The organism is Verrucomicrobiales bacterium (assembly GCA_016793885.1).
Classification (GTDB): domain Bacteria; phylum Verrucomicrobiota; class Verrucomicrobiia; order Limisphaerales; family UBA11320; genus UBA11320.
The window spans coordinates 1-19,300 of the sequence record JAEUHE010000193.1 but is presented as its reverse complement, the minus strand read 5'-3'; the positions used below and the strand labels follow the sequence as shown (position 1 = coordinate 19,300).

Below are 19,300 nucleotides of genomic sequence, written 5' to 3'. Positions count from 1 at the left end.
ACTCCGCTATGTCTTCACACGATGGGCTCAGTCTGAGAATGGCCAGTAATCCCACAAAAGCCAAGCGCCAAAGGAATGGTTCGACACACCGGGAACTACAGAAGCCGGCGCGGCGAGTTACAGCGGAGGTGACAATTGGCTTCGATTTCCTTATAGAGAGTTATGGCTGCGGAGATGCGAACTCGACCCTCCTTGCTGCTCCGCCTGCGTGACGCGGGCGATGAAGCGGCATGGTCTCAGTTTGTCGGGATCTACACGCCGCTTATCTTCGCGTTCTGCCGCGGCCGGGGTCTCTCCGAAACCGATGCCGGCGATGTCTCGCAAGAGGTGCTGAAGGCGGTGGCCGGGGCTATTTCTCGCTTTCAGTACGACCCGCAGCGCAGCTCCTTTCGCAACTGGCTGTTCACCGTTGTCCGCAGCAAACTGAACAACTTTTTCGCCACCCAGGCACGACATCCCCGCCCCGCGGGCGAAACAACACTGCAACAGCTGGCTGAAACCGAGGCCGAGAGCCGACTGGAAGAAACCTGGCGGCGTGAGTACCAGCTCAATCTGGTGCGTTGGGCGGCCGGACAAATCCAGACCGAGTTCAAACCCCAAACCTGGGATGCCTTCTGGCGAACCGCCATTCTGGACGAGACGGCCGAGACTGTCGCCCAAGAACTTGGCTTGACCCTCAACGCACTGTACATCGCCCGCTCCCGGGTGACCCTGCGCATACGACAGCTCGTGCAAACCGTGGAAGAAGGGTCCCCTCTCTTCGAGGGTTTGGCACATGAGTAACCCCTGTCCTTCCCCAGAAACACTCGAGGCCTTTGCTCGCGGCAGCCTCGCCACACCCGCCCTGGAGTCGATCGAGCTGCACCTCCACGGGTGCCGGTCCTGTGCCGAGTCGCTGGAAAGCCTGACCCGGGGCCAGCTGCTGGGTCTGCTAGGCGACCTGCCAAGCGCCTCGCCCCTAGCGCAAGCGCCGCCGGGATCTCCGGTTCTCGACACGCTCATCCGCCAGGCGGTAATAAGCCAAGATCAGTCCTGCGGTTGCGACGACGACGCTTCGAACTCCCAGGTTTTGCGGCGACTCGATCCACCCCTCTCCGCAGGTTCACTCGGAGTGTTCGCTGGCTACGAAATCCTCGACCTGGCAGGCAGCGGTGGCATGGGCCTCGTGTTGAAGGCACGAGACCGGACGCTGCATCGCACCGTGGCCATCAAGGTCCTCTATCCCCAAAGGGGAGAAGACCGGCTTTCCGATCGGTTTCTCGCGGAAGCCCGGGCTGTGGCCGCCATGCACCATGACCACATCGTCACGGTCTACCACGCCGGGACCGAAAAGGGGTTGTCCTACCTGGTCATGCCCTTCCATGGGGAAGGGACTCTCGCCGACCTCTTGACCAAGACTCCCCGACTGACCTGGGAGCAGGTGGCGCGCGTGGGAATGCAGCTGGCTCAGGCGCTGGCCGCCATGCACTCCGTCGGCATCCTCCATCGGGATATCAAACCCTCCAACGTCCTGCTCGAGCAGGGGCTGGAACGGGTGCGCCTCGCGGACTTCGGGCTGGCCAAACCTATCCACGGGCCCGCCTCGGAACCCACCCATCGGTCGATTGCCGGAACCCCCCACTACATGGCCCCCGAGCAAGCACGAGGTGAACCGATGGACGCGCGAAGTGATCTCTTCGCCTTGGGCGCCTTGCTGCATCGACTCGCCGCCGGCACCACACTCTACGAGGGGGACTCTTCCGCAGAGGTCCTGCAGCTCGCCGCCCAAGGAAACCGGAAACCCATTCGTGAACGAGCGCCCGAGATCCCGGCCCATCTGGGCGCGATCATCGATCGGTTGGCGGCCCGAAGGCCGGAGGATCGTTTCTCCTCTGCCGATGAAGTGACCCATGCCTTGCGCGTGGTGCTGCAGCCAGGCCGTCGAATCGCGGTATGGGTAGGTCGGGCCGCCGCCGTGCTGGCCGGCCTGTCTCTGGTCGCGGGCTCCGCTCTGGCCGGCCTCGAGCTCACCGGCCGCACGACGTTCATCAACGCACGCCTCTGCGAGCGCAACGGACACGAGTTCTTCATCCGGGGCCGATGGGGAACGTTCGCCACCTTGCCGGATGCGGTCCAAGCTTGCCGTGACGGGGAGACCGTCGAGCTGCGGTTCTCGGGCGAAAAGGTCATTGATTCGTTTCGGGTGGGCACAAAGTCGATGACGTTGCGGGCCGCCGATCGATATGTTCCGGTGCTGGTGGCGACCAACGAAAGCCAACCGTTCATCCTGGCCGACGCCCCTTTGACCATTGAGGGAGTCACCCTGCTTCGGCGCTCCAATCGGATCAACATCTTCCCGCTGATCTCAGCGGAGGGTGCCCCGGTCTCACTGTTGAACTGCCGCGTGCTCCGGGCTCAGTCTCAAGGGGAGACGATGTTGTTGCGGGCCGGAAAGCTGGTTCCCTCGGACGACGGATCCCGGACGCATCGACCTCTGATCGTCCTTTCCGCCGGCAGCTCCGCGCTGCTGCGAAACTGTCTGGTGCTGGCCCGACAGGGCAGCGCGGTCGGCATCTGGGGAGCGCCGAGGGGCCCAATCAAGGTCCACACCGAGAACTGCCTCTTTATCATTCACCGCGCCTACACCCTTCGCCCCGACCCCGGAAGCGAGGCCGAGTTCCGCACCTCGAACAGCGTCATCGTAACCCGCAACCTGCTCGATCTCGACGACGCCAAGAACTTGAGTCGGGTCGTGGCAATCTGGGACAGCACTCTCATCGATCGCAGCGATGGAGCCCTCCTCCGGCTCACCGACTACGTCCCGGGGGAATGGCCAGCGGCGCTGCGCTGGACGGAGACGAAGGTGGTCTACGCCGGCAAGGGCGTTTTTCTGGCCGACCGGCGGGGGCGACAAATCGATTCCGAATCGGTCTGGAATGAGCGGATGCAACTCAAGCCGGGCAGCCATACCCTTTCCGAGGTGGAATTATTCCAGCACGCCCGCATTCGCTCGAGCCTGCGCGTGAGCGCGAGCGACGTGGAGATCGACGAAGCGGCATCCGAACGACAATTCGTTGGTTTCGCCCCCCAGCATGTCGGCGAAGGCGATCCGTATGAGTTGTTCCGTCGTGAGCCCGCTTATCAGGCATGGAGGGAAGACGTCGAAACGACGGCGCGCCGATGGAGTGAGAGCAACCGCGGAAGGAGGTAGACCCATGTCTTTCGAAGCGATAGCCCGGATCCCACCTAGGTGCGGATCCGGGCTATCGGAAACGATCGAACACTATCGACTATGGCTGAGGAGGAAGTCGATCACGTCAACATTGGCGTCATAGGTCACTCCATCGGCCGCGTCCGGCCAGATGTGGCCCATTCCCCCCACGCGCACCAAGGTGACTTGTGTCGTGCCGGCACAAGGGTTGTAATCCCATTCGCTCAGGTTTCCTCCACTCGTGAACGTGGGCGGAGGAGTGCAGCCGCTGCCGGCGACCCAATAGTCCACATCTTGCTGGGCGGAGAAGACGGTGGCGCTGCCGTTGAACGGACGCTCCGGATCCAGGCTCCCACGAACCATTAACACGGATATGGGTTCGAGCGGCGGGGCTGGCACAACCAACGATCCCGTGGAAGGATCCACCCAGCCCGTTTGGGAACCCACGGCCGCCACAGCGGCGAGCACGCCGGTGGTCGTGCTTCCCATCCAATAGCTGAACTCGCCGCCACCGGAAAAACCAGCGGCATAGACTCTCAGGCGGTCCACATTGAGAGCGGCATCGAGGGCGCCCAAAAGATTGGTGATGAACGAACGGTCGTCCACCACGTAAAGAAACGGCTTATCCGCCCACAAGGTGTCACCAGTCATGGGATGATCAAGCGCTTCGGGTAGCACCAAAAGCAGGTTCTCGGCATTCGCCTTGGCGAACAAAGCCGGATGCTGGGAGCTGAACTCGGCCACAGTTTGGCGGCCTCCGTGAAACACGAAAGCCAGCGGAGCGGGGACCGCCGGCTGATATCCCGCCGGAATCTGAAGTCGGAACAGGCGGCTGTAGCCCTGGTCGCAGAACGTCAGTTCGTATTGGCCAGGCGCGGTGGGCACTGAGAGAGGCTGAGCCCCAGCCACATCGCAGCGGCAGTGGCTCAGAAAAAACTCCAAAACCTCCCGGCTGGCATCAAATCCCACATTATCCCCCGCCTCGGTCCAAGCGTGGCCACCGTCGGTCAGGGTCACGAAGACGACCTCGGTGCCGGGAGTGCAGGTCAGCTGGTAATGCTCTCGGATGACCTGGTTTGTCACCGCGGCATTCAAGCCTGGATAGGGCCCAGCACAGCTGTCAGCGAACACACGCCGAACCTGATTGGTCACAAAGGTGTTCGTGGTGATGATGGGTGCCGGGGTGCAGAGATTGGCATTGGTCCAGTGCGCCACCGAATCCCGAGCGGCCGGCTGCAGCACGCCATCCTCGTTCAAGCCTCCCCAGTAGGGACGTTTGCAGTCGTTGGTTGCGTTGACAATCATTACCGGCAGGGGTTCCAAGGGAGGCGGCTGATACACCAAGGCATCGGTGCCAAACGGACTGGCAACCGCGGACCCGACGGCTGCAAACGCCGCAAACACATTCGTGGTCGTGGCCGCCAACCGATGACACATCTGCCCGCCGTTAGAGAACCCCGCGGCATAGACCCGCTTTCGATCCACCCCCAGCGTTGCGTCCAAATGGTCGATGAGCGCCAGGAGGAACCCGACATCATCGACGGGATTCTCGAGGGAAGGAGGGAGGATATTCCAGCCTGTCCCACGCTCGTCTTCAGTCCCATCAGGAAACACCAGGATCACTCCCGCTGAGTTGGCATACGTGCCGAGTGCAGGAACGTTCGATGAAAACGAATCAGCGGTTTGGTTGTGGCCGTGCAACGCCAGCATCAGAGGCGCCGGATCAGCATGGGTGTAACCGGTCGGAATGTTGAGGTGATACTGCCGGGTGATCCCGTCGTGGACGAACTTCTGAGCCCGATAGATCCCGGCTTGAGTGGGCACCACCGAGTTCGTCACGGGAAGCACGATCAAGCGGAAGAACTCCTGGGGCGAGCTCAACTCAGTCGTCCAGGTCATGATTCCGTTCTGGGCAGGCCCAGCCAGTGGTGAGCTCGCCATCTTCCACGTCTGAAGGTTGGTACTCGCTGCGACTTGGTAAAAATTGGCGGGGCACGCCGGCCAACTCAATTCCACCAAGTTGTTCGTCAGCGCTCGGATCGACATCCGAGGCTCGGGGCACGGATGTGGAGGCGCCACGGGACAGGGCAGGCCATGAACTTCCAATTCGTAGGCGCCGCAGGACGACAAGGCGGCGGGGGATGTCACCACCACCACGAAGAGTGAATCGGCCGGCACGGGGAAAGAAAAGCTCCCGGAGGAACCGCGCAGTTCACTCCCCACATCCCCCAGATACCGAGCACAGAGGTCCGCTGGATCGAACCGGGTAAGATACGCCGACGCGTGCAGCGGCGCATTCGTACGGCAACGGTCTGTGACGCCAACCGTCACACACGTGGCCGGGCCGTTGTTGGTGAAGGTGTGGGTTCGGTACCGAAGCGGAAGTCCGGCCACGGATCCCGGACAAGCCTTGGGACTGCCACACAGGCTGGCCAAGCCATCGCGCACCAGCCGCTGAGTCAGCAACGAAGAGTCCGCATTCAGCGTGGCGGTGAGGTTGGTGACACAGCCTTCACAGTTACTTCCTCCGGAGCTGCATTCCGGGGGCGAGATCCGCAGCGACCAGCACCGCAGCTCACCGGTATCCCCCGCAACGGTGTCGTTCACTAGAAGCGTCCACGTCCCGTTGGGATCTTCGCCCAGAAAAGCACTCAACGGAACCTCCGGGGTAAAGCTTCCCACAAACGGAGCGACACCAGCTGCGATCTTGACGGCAGCCGCATCGTCGAACGTGGTCCGAGCGGACTCGCCGCATCCGGTGCCGTAGTTGTCCGTGGTACCTCCCAAGTTGCTGGCCAGTTTGACGGTCGTCCCCGAAGGCGAGCGAAGCCGCAGCACAAGATCGCCCGACGCAGGGTGGGTGGCATGGAGCGAGACGGAAACCTTACCGACGTAAGGCACGACGTTCGACACTACCACATCCGAGCTGGTCAACCCCAGATCGACCAAGGCCAAGTTGGCCCCATTGTCGAACCGAGCAGGAGCACCGGCTCCTCCGCTGGGCAGTGACAACGGGATACTGAACACCGCCCCGGTATCCACCGTAAGCGTGAGCAAGAGCTCAACCTTTCGACCACAATCAAACCCGGGCAGAGTTCGCAACTCAAAGGGCACACGATTGATCTGCCGCCCCAGCGGAGCGAATCCGGGGTACGTTGTGTTCTGTTGCGTGATTAAAACGCCAGGCGTCGTGGTGTCTAGGACCACCCGCGAGACCGACATCGGGGTGGACGTTTCGTTCATCAATCCCACCGAGAGTTCATTGCATTCCCCTGGATCGATGACCCCGTTGCCATTCCCGCCGTCGATCCGGGTTTCGGTGATCGAGACGCTGACATTCGTGGCGGTCAGGGAGACATCGTTGCCATCACCCCCGTGGTAGCTGACGACAAACGGCACTTGGTTCACCCGAATCGTGGCCCCTTCCGGTAGCCCATCGAAGCGATCTACGATCGGATCCACGCCGAGATTATCCACGATGATGAGACTCTCGCCGATGGTTGGGGGGTATTGGAGATCGAGATTCAACTTGGTGGATCCCAGATCCGCCATGTTCACCACTCGGAGTTGATCGTACGACGTCCCAGCCAAGGGCCCGTTGAGTTCGAGATGGAGCGTGCTGGGGCCAAAGAAATGAAGCTGGTTCACCGTGAGCCGGCCCACAGTGTGGCCGGGAGAAATGTCTCCCACACACTGCAGAAGACCGACCTTCCCCTCACCGCTGAGCGATGACAATGCATTTAGGTAGAGACCCGGCAACCGATGGTCGCCGTTCACCACGAGGTCGCCTGACAGGAGATAGGTGAAGTTGTGCTCCGCCAGTCCGTTAAAGGTCCAAACGCCGGTGCCAAACTTGTAGAGGATCCCGCCGCTCGGGAGAATATGGCCGTCGAAGGTCGTCGAGGCGTTGTTCAACCCGAAGTGCAGAAGCACGGTTGGTTCGAGCTCTCCGGATCCGGCCAGGGAACCAAGTCGCTCGAAGAAGGTCTTCAATCGTCCGGAGGACTGAATCGTGACCGCTTGGCTTTCCGGAAGCTGAAGTCCTCCGTTGCAAACCACCCGGTCAGCGGCAGGCCCACCCATCCCATCACCCACCACCAGGTCGCCGGAGAAGGCGGTGAGGCTGTTGTCCAGCCACAGTGTTCCGGCTTGAACCGTTGTCGTCCCTCGATAGCTGTTGCCGGAGGCCGATGAATATTGGAGCGTGCCGTCCCCCTCCTTGGTGATGCCACCGGGCCCGGCGATGGGTCCAGTGAAGTTCAGCGCCGCATTCATCCCCGCATCAATACGTGCGGTTCTTTCCAATCTCACCTCGCCGGACCATTGGTTGGTCCCCACCGAATCCACCACCGCGCTCCCGTTGAACACGCCAGTCCGTCCCGTGCTGTTCAAGGTCAGGGACTCATCCGCGATCGCCAGATTCCCCAGCAGCACCAAGGCGGCGTCGTTGTTGACAATCGTTCCCACCACAGATCCTCCCAGAGCCGACGAATGCCCCAGGCGCAGATCCCCACCATTGACCGTGACGAGCGCCAAGAAGCTGTTACTGCCGGTCAGCAGCAAATCTCCAGCACCCTCCTTAGTGATTCCCCCCAACCCACTGACGACCGCATCGATTCGCAGATCGGTGGCATCAATGGGCAGCACCGGGCCCTCCGCCACCGAGATGACATGCGCTCCCAGAAGCAGGTTCAAGTTGCCGGTGATCACCGAGACATCCTGAAGTCCTGTGAGACTCGGAACCACGCTCACATCGGCACCGATGCCCAGGATCAGCTCTCCCGAGGCTCCAGTGTCCACATCCCCGCCCGAGTTGAGCACCAAGTCCGCAATGACCTCTTTGTTTCCGTTGAGATCCCACAGCCCCGAGGCATTGATCGTCACCTCGTTAACCTGATCATCGGCCAGGTTCCGAACCTGGTCGGTGTGAGGAGTATCGGGACCCCCACCCACGACCAGCCGGTTCGGCACCGCCAGCCCACCGGTCTTGCCGAGCAGAACCAGTCCGCCATTCACGACCAAGTCGCCTGTAAAGGTGTTGGCGTCCGGCCCGGAGAGAGTGAGTGTTCCATTGTCGTTCTTGATGACGCCACCAGTCCCGCTGATGGCACCGCCAAGCCCCAGGCTGCCGACGGTATGGCAACTCAGATCGTGCCCGTTGAGCCGCACTTCCGAGGTGATGGATAAGGTTGTGCCGCTCTGGGCAACCGTGAAGGGCAAGTCCCTACCGAGGGTTATCCTAGCAACGCCAATGCCATTGATTCCCGCCGAGTTCGTGGCGGTAATACTGTTGGTGACCGTGAAGCCGTTTCCATAGAGACCGTAGCCGCCGGATGCCCCGCTGAACCGGACCGCTACCAAGCGGAGGTTGGCAATGTCGTTGGTGTTGGAGAGGCGAGCCGCCCCGCCTGGAAAAACAATGGTATCGCCGTCCTGGGGTGGACTGCCCGAGTCCCAATTCGCTCCGCGGCTCCAATGGCCGCTGGAAATGTGCGCACCCGTCCAACGAAGCGTAGCCGCATGGCTTGGACTCAAAGAAAAGGCGAACAGGAGGATGAGTAGTAACAGGGTCTGCGAACGTGAGTGGGTCGGAGAACGAAGTGAGATTCGCCCCTCGGTTTCCGTTAATGTCTGGTTCATGGTGCATCCGTGATCTTCCGTGTGCGCACCCAAGGAAACCGGCCACCTCAGAAAACCTTTCACGAAAAATGGAATCGGGGGGACGAGATCCCAGCTCCGCTGTGGGGACCAAAGACGCAGAGGGCTCTCATCTCTACCTTTAAAAATCGAGACTACACAAGTTGTAGGAGATCCTCCCTTATTCGCTTGAGTTCCTGATGCCGAAGCCGAGAACCCCAAAGGATCAAAGAGATTATACGGGGTGTGGCGCGCAGCGACACCCCCGGTTTGTCGGCCCCCTATTCAACAGCACCCTGAAAGGCGTGCCACCCGTCGGCCAATGGAGTGACGAACTGAATAGGCTCCTTGAGTCGGGTGACCCAGGTCGCAGAGGCCGGTGGCATCGCTGCGCGATGCTCCGTACTTTTAACAGTTCCGGGGGTGCAAGCACCCCCGGCTAAATCTCTTTGAACCCTGTGGGTTCGAGCCACTGCCTCCCAGGTGAGAAACGACCGTGTCCTCCGATTTGTCTGGTCCCGATTCTTAGCGGCAAAGATGAGAGAGGTTTACAGCGCTCCCTAGCGTCAAGCTCCCCGCGAAGCGGTCGGGCTCCTCACGAAACACGCTTCCCATCCGATATTTCCTATGCGATAACTAGTTATATCCCGTGCTCTGCCGTGCAGAGCGCGCCGTTGGATCACGATCTTTAGGCGTGATCGACCTGAAAGCACCTTTGTAATGAGCTTGTTGTTAAACGTTTACAGTCCTTGCCGTCTCCTCCGAAACCGGATCTGCGGACACCCCCTCGCCACCTCGTTCGTGATTGCCCTGTTGTTGAGCCTGCAGGCATCGGCGGCCGTCGTCGTTCCGACGGGTGCCCCCTGGCGGTGGTTGCCCGGAACGGCTGAGGCCTCCGCTCCCGTCGATGCCTGGCGACGCGTCGACTTTAATGATCAATCTTTCACGACAGCACCCGCCCCGTTTTGGTTTGGTGACGCTCTTCCAGGTGGGACCCAGATCTCGGGAATGCAGGGCGTGTATCGATCCATTTTCCTACGCAAAACGTTCACTATCAGTAATTTTTCGCAAATCGGTGGTCTTCGTCTTAACGCCTTGGTAGACGACGGGTTCGTCGCCTGGATCAATGGGAAGGAGGTCCTCCGCGTCAACATGTCCGGGGCAGCTGACAGTGCGGTCTCGATCACCACCGAAGCCATCAATGCTCAGGAGCCCGTGTCGTCCAAAGTCTACGAACTCCCGGCGCCGCCCTCCTACCTGGTCACCGGAACCAATGTGCTAGCGGTCCAAGTTTTCCAAAGCAGTCTAGGCAGCAGCGATCTCGGTTTCGAAGCTTCGCTGGAGACCATCATCACGGAAACGATCCCCCCAACCATCGCCAGCATCGCCCCTCCAGCAGGCAGCACCTTAAATCAACTGTCCCAATTGACCGTCACCTTTAGCGAGCCGGTGAATGGGGTAACCGCGGCACATCTGCTCGTGTCAGGCATTCCCGCCTCCGGGGTAACGGCCCTGGATAGCGCCACCTACCTCTATACGTTCCTGCCCCCCGCTTACGGCGAGGTATCGATCACTTGGAACAGTGCCCATACCATTACCGACCAAGCGCTGCCCCCTAACCGCTTCAACGCCCAAGCACCCAATGCCTCTTGGAATTACACGCTCGTCGACAACAGCCCCCCGGGAGTGGCCGCGATATCGCCCAGTGCCGGAGCAACGGTCCGTTCTCTCACTAACCTGACCGTCCTCTTCACCGAACCCGTGAGCGGTGTGAGCGCCAACGATCTCCTCATCAACGATAAGCCCGCTGCTTCAGTGACCCCGGCGGGAGGAAGTCAGTTCCTGTTCACCTTCCCGGAGCCTCCCACCGGTGCTGTGCGCCTCGCTTGGGCCGCCACCCATGGCATTACCGATCAGTCACCGGCCGCCAATCGGTTCGCGGGGGGAACTTGGACCTATCGGCTGGATCCAAACGCGTTGGATTTGCCCCCCTATATCAGTGAGGTCCTGGTCTCGAACACTCGGATCTTGGCCGACGAGACCGGACGTTATAACGACTGGATCGAAATTTATAATCCGGCGGCCGTCAACTTGAACCTCGAGGGATGGTATCTCACCGACTCCGCCAACGATCTGAGGAAGTGGCGATTTCCCGCCACCAACCTGGCCGGCGGACGGTTCCTGGTGGTCTTCGCCTCGGGCAACGATCGTCGCATCCCGGGCGCGCGGCTGCATACCAGCTTTCAACTGTCGGCCGGAGGTGAGTACTTGGCTCTGGTTCGTCCTGATGGGACGACGGTAGCGACCGAATTCGCCCCCTCGCTGCCGCAACAGGTCCCGGATGTTTCGTTCGGATTCGCTCAGGTGGCGGCTGGAGACAGTTGGGAGATCAGTGCGACCGACGTCTATTTCACGACACCCACGCCCGGCTCAGCCAACCTGGGGGGCACGGCCGTGCCCGGACCGGTCATCGCCGAAGTGGGGCACGAGCCGAACGTGCCGCTCGACCATGAAGACCTCATCGTCACCGCGGCGGTGCGCCGGTCGTTCCAGCCGGTTGCCGGTGTCACCCTGCGTTATCGCATTCAATTTGGGACCGAAGCGTCCACACCGATGTTGGACGATGGCCTTCATGGGGATGGACTCGCGGGTGACGGTGTCTATGGGGCGATCATCCCAGCCAACCTGTCCACGAACGGTCAGCTCATCCGCTATGCGATCACCGCCACCGACACGACAGCACGCAACTCCCGCTGGCCTCTGTTCACCAATCCCACCAGCACCGAGGAGTATCTCGGAACCATCGTCAATCCCACCAACCTCACCAGCAAGCTGCCGATCTTCCATCTTTTTGTGGCGCCCACCCAGCTGGGAGGCATTGATTCGGAAAACGGCGGAAGGGTGACCGTCTTCTACGATGGCGAACTCTATGACAACATCTACATGGAGCTGCGAGGAAACACCTCGGCGAGCCTCAACAAGAAATCACACCGGCTGGAGTTCAATCGCGGTCACGAGTTTCGCCATGCCGGCCCGGGAGGCAGAACTCGACGCTCGGCGCTCTTGGCGGAATACTTGGACCCCGCCTACCTCCGCCAGCATCTCAGCTTCTGGTTTCTCAACCTGATCGGCGTCCCCGCTCCCTATCACTATCCAGTGCGAGTCCAGATGAACGGGCAGTTCTACCAGCTCGCCTTCCACAATGACGTCATCGGACAGGAGCAGGTGGAGCGTCTCGGGTACGATCCCAACGGGGCGCTCTACAAGGCGGTGGGTAACCTGGTTCCAAACTTCTCCAGCACCGGCGTCTTTCAGAAGCTCGAGCCGGACGAGGACCCGACGCGCACCGACTACCTGGAGCTGGCCAACGGAATCAACGAATCCTCGAGTGCAGCCGTTCGCCGCCGCACCGTGTTTGACCTCCTAGACCTGCCCCAAGTTATCAACCACCTCGCCGGAACGCGTTGGTGCGCCGAGAACGACGATGTCTGGGCCAACATGAGCATGTATCGGGACACGTTCGGCGACGGTTTGTGGCGCAATATTCCCTTTGATATGAACGCCTCCTGGGGACAGCTCTACGGCGGCAGCGATCCCTTGGAGGCGACGGTCGACGGCTCCAAGAGCCATCCGCTCTACGGCGGTTCCAGCACCGGAGGCAACTACAACCGTCTCTACGATGTCATCGTGCAGCTGCCGGAAACGCGACAGATGTTGCTGCGACGCGAACGCTCCATCATGGACGGATGGATCCAACCTCCGGGCACGCCCGCTGAGAGCCTGATCATCGAGAATCACATCAAGCAGATGACCAATCTCATCGCCGCCGAGGCCGTCCTCGACCGCGCCAAGTGGGGCAACTCGCCCTGGGCGCCTTCCAAAAGCTTCAGTGCCGGTGTCGGAGATCTGCTGAACCAGTTTGTCGGACCGCGTCGTCGGCACTGGTACGTCACCCACAGCATCACCAACACCAGCCGTCCCATCGGGATCTCGTCAGCCAACAATGCCGGCATTCCGCTGGCCCAACCCCACGACGCGCTGCTGACGGTCATCGGTGTCGAGTTCAACCCCAGCTCGCACGATCAGCGTCAGGAATACGTCTGCCTCAGCAACACCATGCCCTATGCCGTCGACCTCACCGATTGGAAGGTCGGCGGGGGCGTGGAGTTTCGGTTCCGGCCAGGAACAGTGGTTCCCTCCAACGGTGTCATCTACCTCTCCCCTCACACGCCTTCCTTCCGGGCGCGGGCCTCCGGTCCGCGCGGGGGGCAAGGTCTCTTTGTGGTGGGTCCCTACCAGGGCCAGCTCTCCGCCCGAGGGGAATCGCTCTGGATCGAAAACGCCTACGACCAGCGGGTGAGCAGCTACAGCTACGACGGCTCTCCGAGCCTGGCCCAGGAGTTTCTTCGAGTGACCGAGATCATGTTTCACCCCACGCCTCTCGCGGGGAACCCTCTGCCGCCCGATGAGTTCGAATACCTCGAGCTCAAGAACATCAGCACCACCACCGCATTGGACTTGCGGGGCATCCGCTTCACCAACGGCGTGCTGTTCGGCTTCACCGGCAGCAGCCTCACCACCTTGGCACCCGGCGCGCGCGTTCTCATCGTGAAGAACCTGGCCGCCTTCACCGCACGATACGGCAGCGACCTTCCCATCGCCGGCGAATACGTCGGCAGCCTGGACAACGACGGGGAGCAACTGCGGCTCCTCGATGGCAACGGCGAGGAGATTCTGGACTTCGAGTACGACGATGATTGGTTCGCCCTCACCGACGGCCTCGGCTTCTCCCTCCAACTCGTGGACGAGACCGCCGCACCCGATTCGTGGAGCAACCGAGACCAATGGCAGCCCAGTGCGGTGCAGGCCGGATCTCCCGGAGCCGTGGAACCCGTACGATCCCGCCCTCCGACGGTCTGGATAACCGAGGCGCTGACGCGCACTGACACACCGCCCCCGCTGGACTCGATCGAATTGCACAATCCTGGCACCACCTCGGCCGCCATCGGCGGATGGTGGCTCACCGATGATCTCAACACGCCCAACAAATTCAAAATCCCGGCGGGAACCGTCATTCCTCCGCAAGGGTATGTTGTGTTCGATGAGAATGATTTCAACCTCACCGGCAATGGCTTTGGACTGGGAGCCGACGGCGATGAGGTGTGGCTGCTCAGCGCCGACTCCAGCGGAGCGCTGACGGGCTTTATTCATGGCCACTCCTTCGGCGCGGCGGACAATGGCGTTAGCTTTGGGCTCCACGTCACCAGCACCGGAAAGCAGCACTTCGTCGCTCAATCCCAACCCAGCCTGGGCTCGGCCAATCACCCGCCCCGGGTGGGCCCAGTGGTGATCCAGGAGATCTTTTATCACCCGGCTGAGAATTCCGCCGGCGAGGATGTGGATCGCGAGGAATACATCGAGTTGCTGAACCTGTCGTCGATCGCAATACCCCTATTCGATCCCGCCGCAGCCACCAACACCTGGCATTTGCGCGGAGGAGTGGACTACGAGTTTCCCGCCAACGTCACGCTCACGCCGGGTGAGTATGTCCTCCTGGTGAACTTCAACCCGACCAACACTACCGACGCCTCGGCATTCCGGGCCAAGTACAACGTGCCGTCCGCCACCCGCCTCTTCGGCCCTTACCGCGGCAAACTGGACAACTCCCAGGGAACGGTGGAGCTGAAGACTCCGACCACCCCGACCGAGACGGATGTCCCGTACGTGACCCTGGATCGAGTTAACTACGAGGATGGCTCTCCCTGGCCGCCAGGCGCCGATGGCTATGGTCTTTCGCTCCAGCGGCGGGTCGCCGCCAGCTACGGCAATGATCCGATCAACTGGATCGCCGCCGTCCCCAGCCCCGGCACCGCAACTCGCTCAGGAACCGCGCCGCAGCTCTTGAATGCCTCGCGCAGCCAAAATGTGACGATCAACGCCTCGATCACCTTGGGGGTGGAATCAACTGGTCCTGATCTGGCGTATCAATGGCGATGGAACGGAATGAATCTGCCCGGCGCGACCAATTCAACTCTCAACCTGGCCAAAGTCCAACCGAGTCAAATGGGCGGCTACCGCGTGGTGATTTACAATGCCTTTGGCTCCGTAACGGCCCCGGAGATGGTTCTGACCATGACGGCACCAACCCTGATTCTGCAGCAACCCGCCGGAACCACCGTTTCCCCGGGCGTGGATGTTTCCCTGACTGTAACCACCCGGAGCCCGTGGAATTTGCGGTATCAATGGTATCGAAACGGAGTCGAGCTGGCGGGGGAAACAGCCTCCACCCTCAAGCTCGGTCGCGTGGCTCCCGCCAATGGCGGTGACTACACGGTGGTGGTCTCCGATCCGATCTCCTCCCTGACCTCGGCCCCGGCCAGGCTGGTGGTGGCAGTGCCGCCCAGCTTCACGCTCCAGCCCATCAGCCAAGGCATCGTCGCCGGAGGACCGCTGATCCTCACCGGCTCGGTGACCAACAGCGCCACCCCGCCGGTCGGCTTCCGAATCCTGCGCAACGGGCTTCCCGTCGGTCCCGAGCTGGCCCAGGTCTTCGTGACGGACGGCCATCATCTCTTCGTTCGAATCGAAGGCACCAACGCGGCGCCTCCCTGGGTTTCGTACGCCATCGTCGCGACCAACCCAGCGAGCCCGGCCGGAGTGGTCTCCGCGCCCGCCGCGATCGAGTACCTGGCGGACCTCGACAGCGATGGCCTGGCCGACTCCTGGGAAAACATCCTCTTTGGCACAGCCGGCACAAAACCGGAGATCGATACCGATCAGGATGGACTTCTCGATCGCGAGGAATACGTCGCGGGAACAGATCCCACCAGCAACCAAGATCGGCTGCAACTGGCAGCCCGACCCAATGTGGCGGGGCTGGGCTGGGAGTTTCTCGCCGTCTCGAATCGGACTTACACCGTTCAATCCACCGACCGAATCGCGACGGCCTCATGGCGGGCCGTGGCGCATGTGCTCGCCTTCCCCACCAATCGTGTGGTGAGCCTTCCGGAGGAATCCAACTCGGGTTCTCGGTTTTACCGGATTATCACGCCGTTTCAACCTTAGGGACCGTGCAAAACTAACCCGAAGTTATTTTTGTACGGTCCCTGAGGGGCCTCAGAAGCCCAGCGGGCGCCCCGGTCCTTCGTAGGGCCGGGCGCCGCGCTCACGATCCTTGGTGTGCGCGACAGCCAACAGGGCCGGATCCGTGGAGGTGGGAGCGTCGATGTACCCATGATAGCGGCCCATCCAATAGGCGAGCAACCAGGCCCCCGGCTCCACCACATCATTGCCTCCCGCCCCGCCGTCCGGCTGCATCAGCCATCGATCCCAACGCAGCGGCTCAGTTTCACGCGGGGGGAAGGTTCGGCTGCCGCCTTTCAACGCGACATACCCAGCCGGGGTTCGTAGGTCGGCGCGATGGCTATTCTGATAGGACCATATCCGCAGGTCCAAAGGCCAACCCCGCAAATGCTCGATGGAGGCAACGGGTTCGCAATCATTGCCGGTCAGCGCGCCGTAAAGGTAATTGAACCACGGATTCTGCTCCACCCGGACCACCTCATAGCTTCGTTCGTAGCCACGGCGATAGAGGGCGCGCAACTCGGGGTCTTGCTCATACCGCAACAGATTCCAATAGCTCCAGAAAGCCAGTTCATCCAGAAAGTGAAGGATACTATCCGGCGGGAATGTATTTCGCGCGCGCAGGGTGTAGGCCGGGTAGCCCAGTTGAATCAGCCGCTGGTACGCCTCCTTAAATTTGGCCTGCCCCGTGAGAACTTCCGCAGTCTTGATGAACGAAAGCAGCTCCACCGCTTGCAACCCGCGATCATACTTTCCCTCATCGGTCAGAAAGTAGTCAGGATCCCACCGCCCCCACCGCGTGGGCTTCCCATCGAGATCGACCAGTTTCCATTGATGATCGATCAGGTGGGAGGCCACCCTGGCCAAATGGCCTTTCACCAAATCTTTCTCGCCACCTTCCGCCACCAATTCGAGGAAAAGTCCGAAGGCATAAAAATGAGAGCAGATTTCATCGCTGGAGGTATCGCCCTTCCACTCGAAGAGCCCATCTGCCGTGTCATGCCATTCGGCGGCGTAGCCACCCGATCCGTGCCCCGCTTGATGCCCCCGCTCACCCTTCGCCCATACCGACCGAGCCGGGAAACCCGGAATCCCGGTCATCGCCTCGAGCCAGCGTAAGCCGTGGAAGGTGTTGGTCGCCTCGCGTCGCGCCGCGGGATCTTTGGTCACCGCATAGCGATAGCACTGCGCCGCCAAATAGTTGCCCGTGTATCCGCCATCGTTGTCGCTGACCTCCCGCACATACTCGTTCAGCTTCGCATCCCACTCCAATTTATGGGTGAACCCCAGCCGCTTCTGCCCCCACTCCTCGAGATGACGTTCATAGTAGTCCGCCTTCTTGAGCAGGGTGTACGGCTCGTAACGAATCATCCCCAGACCTTTGTCGGTAGCCAGGTAGACGGTTGAGCCTTGGACATCGATATCATTCACCCGCTCCCCGGGAACCCAGCGTCGGCCGGCGAAGTAATGATACACCCCGTCGACCTGACGGATGGCGCCGCGGGTGGTTCCGATCCAAAGGTCATTGGTAAACCCCTTGGCCAGGCAGGTTAGATCCTCAAACGGCAACCCGTGCTCCCCGCGTACCGCGGTCATGGACATTCCCCTCAAAACTCCCAATCCGCGGTCGGTGGCCAGGTAGAGACACGGCCCCACACTCAGCGCATCAAGAGTCGCCGACGACGGAGGCGATCCCCAGTCCCATCCCAAATCGGACGGCCAAGTGTAGGCATCCAGACCGCCAAACGAACCGAAGGCGAAGGGCGCCACCCGGCCTTGCCCGACCACAAACAACGTCTCCTGATGCGGGAACGCTCGATGGATGGCGAACCGTGATCCGTTCGTCGACCAGGGGGTCAACGCGCCGGCGTCGATGGCGAATAGCTGCTTGCCCCCCACCGCGATCGGCTTACCACGAAACTCGGTGACATCGACGATCGGCTGCGAGCTGATGAGCTTCCAAGCATCCCCCTCCAATCGATGGAGCCCGGAAGCGCCCATGGCCCACAATTGCCCTGAGGTTTCCACCAGCCGATGGATCGGCTGACTGATGGTGGAGTCCGCCAGCCAGTTGGATCCCTGGAGCCGGACGATGCCGCGGGCGGTGCCGGCGAAAACCTGTCCACCGCGAAAGGCCACCGAAAGCAAGGGCTCCGCCGACGGCACCTGCATCCCGACCTCCTGCAGAAACATGTCGTCCGGTATCGCTTTCGCCGCACGGTAAGCCCCCATCAGTTCGGGCACGCGCACCGCGGCCGAGGTCTGACCAACCACAGAACAGGTCCCCACCGCGACGCCCACCGCCAGCAGAATTCGAGCAGCCCGTTTCAAACCGGTTTTCATAGATGCGCGCAGTCAACCCAAGAGAGGATGCGTTGGGCAAGCGAACTCTGATTCAAAAACGTCCCCGATCCGAATTTCTCACACGGAGGTAGGGCCAAGGGCGATGAACGGCACGACGGTCGACCCGCCCAAAGCCTCCCTAGGTGCCACAAGATCGGTGAAATGGGATCAGCCGACATTTCCGCCAACTGAAATAGCGATTACGAGTGTTTCCACTACTCCGCCAGCAACCTCGCAAAGAGCCGACACATCACGCTGCCGAGAATCTCCGGACGCGGGACGATATCGTAGCGATGTCGGGTGAACATTTGCGGCAGACACTCAGCGGCACGCTTCTCCACCGCGAAGGCATGGGTTCGAATCCCCTGGGCCTGGCCCGTCTCGATCGCTTTGCGCACATCCATGAGTCCATACTGCCCCTCGTAACGGTCGTAATCGCACGGCCGCCCATCCGTGACGAGGATTACAATCTTGCGACTAGCCCGAATGTTCAAGAGCTGCTCCTGGGCATGACGGAGCGCCGGCCCCATGCGCGTGTAGCCGCGTGGTTCGATGGCGCCTAGCCGCCCTCGCGTTTGTCGCCACGGCGCAGCGAGGGGTTTGATGAATTCGAATGAGCAGGCCCTCCGGGTATTCGAAGTGAAGGTCGCGATTCCAAACTGCTCCACATAATCCTCCAAGACCTCTCCTACGCAGAACACCGTTTCTCGAATGACATCCAACACTCGGCGGTTGTCGATCCAGGCGTCGGTGGAATAGCTGACATCCAGCAAGACCAGGGCTGCAATGTCGTGCAGGTCCCGCTTTCGATTCAGATAAATGGCTTCCACCGGAGTGTGGCCCGATCGTCGCTCGGTTTCTGATTCGACCACCGCGTCGAGATCGAATTCCGATCCGGATGTTTGACGTCGTTGCCGCAGCCAATCACGGGTCAATGAATAGAACTGACGTCGGAGTTTGCGGATGAGTGGCTCGTGACTTTGTTCTACCCGGTGCAACCAATCCGGCGCCTCGCGGGTAAGCTCGGTCTGGTCCACGAAACACCAA

Annotated in this window: 6 protein-coding genes; 3 read left to right on the top strand and 3 right to left on the bottom strand. The window is 61.2% G+C overall.

Going from position 1 to position 19,300, the window contains the following annotated elements:
• Positions 1 to 174: 174 nt before the first annotated feature.
• Both JNN07_22045 and JNN07_22040 read left to right on the top strand, forming a co-directional pair.
• Entirely contained in the window at positions 175 to 783 is a 609-nt protein-coding gene (locus JNN07_22045) for a sigma-70 family RNA polymerase sigma factor (GenBank protein MBL9170434.1), read from the top strand.
• A complete protein-coding gene (locus JNN07_22040; GenBank protein ID MBL9170433.1) occupies positions 776 to 3,190 on the top strand; it encodes a serine/threonine protein kinase in 2,415 nt (804 codons plus the stop codon). The genes JNN07_22045 and JNN07_22040 overlap by 8 nt, the downstream gene beginning before the upstream one ends.
• 72 nt (positions 3,191 to 3,262) lie before the next feature.
• Here the strand turns inward: JNN07_22040 and JNN07_22035 are convergent, their stop codons facing one another.
• Positions 3,263 to 8,830: a proprotein convertase P-domain-containing protein gene (locus JNN07_22035; protein MBL9170432.1), complete on the bottom strand. Its 5,568-nt coding sequence runs from the start codon at positions 8,828 to 8,830 to the stop codon at positions 3,263 to 3,265.
• Between the two features lie 717 nt (positions 8,831 to 9,547).
• Between JNN07_22035 and JNN07_22030 the strand changes: the two genes are divergently transcribed.
• Complete coding sequence (locus tag JNN07_22030; protein MBL9170431.1) at positions 9,548 to 15,892, top strand: lamin tail domain-containing protein; 6,345 nt, start codon at positions 9,548 to 9,550, stop codon at positions 15,890 to 15,892.
• A 51-nt stretch (positions 15,893 to 15,943) separates the two neighbouring features.
• Here JNN07_22030 and JNN07_22025 read toward each other — a convergent pair whose 3' ends face one another.
• Positions 15,944 to 18,253: a hypothetical protein gene (locus JNN07_22025; GenBank protein MBL9170430.1), complete on the bottom strand. Its 2,310-nt coding sequence runs from the start codon at positions 18,251 to 18,253 to the stop codon at positions 15,944 to 15,946.
• Positions 18,254 to 18,468: 215 nt separating this feature from the next.
• Positions 18,469 to 19,300 (bottom strand): VWA domain-containing protein (locus JNN07_22020; GenBank protein ID MBL9170429.1); only part of this gene is annotated, 832 nt, incomplete at its 5' end.

What these genes read in the sequence shown, in the direction of transcription:
- JNN07_22040 (MBL9170433.1), top strand. Translation starts at nt 776, where the DNA reads ATGAGTAACCCCTGTCCTTCCCCAGAAACACTCGAGGCCTTTGCTCGC.
- JNN07_22030 (MBL9170431.1), top strand. Translation starts at nt 9,548, where the DNA reads ATGAGCTTGTTGTTAAACGTTTACAGTCCTTGCCGTCTCCTCCGAAAC.
- JNN07_22025 (MBL9170430.1), bottom strand. Translation starts at nt 18,253, where the DNA reads ATGAAAACCGGTTTGAAACGGGCTGCTCGAATTCTGCTGGCGGTGGGC.
- JNN07_22045 (MBL9170434.1), top strand. Translation starts at nt 175, where the DNA reads ATGCGAACTCGACCCTCCTTGCTGCTCCGCCTGCGTGACGCGGGCGAT.
- JNN07_22035 (MBL9170432.1), bottom strand. Translation starts at nt 8,830, where the DNA reads ATGAACCAGACATTAACGGAAACCGAGGGGCGAATCTCACTTCGTTCT.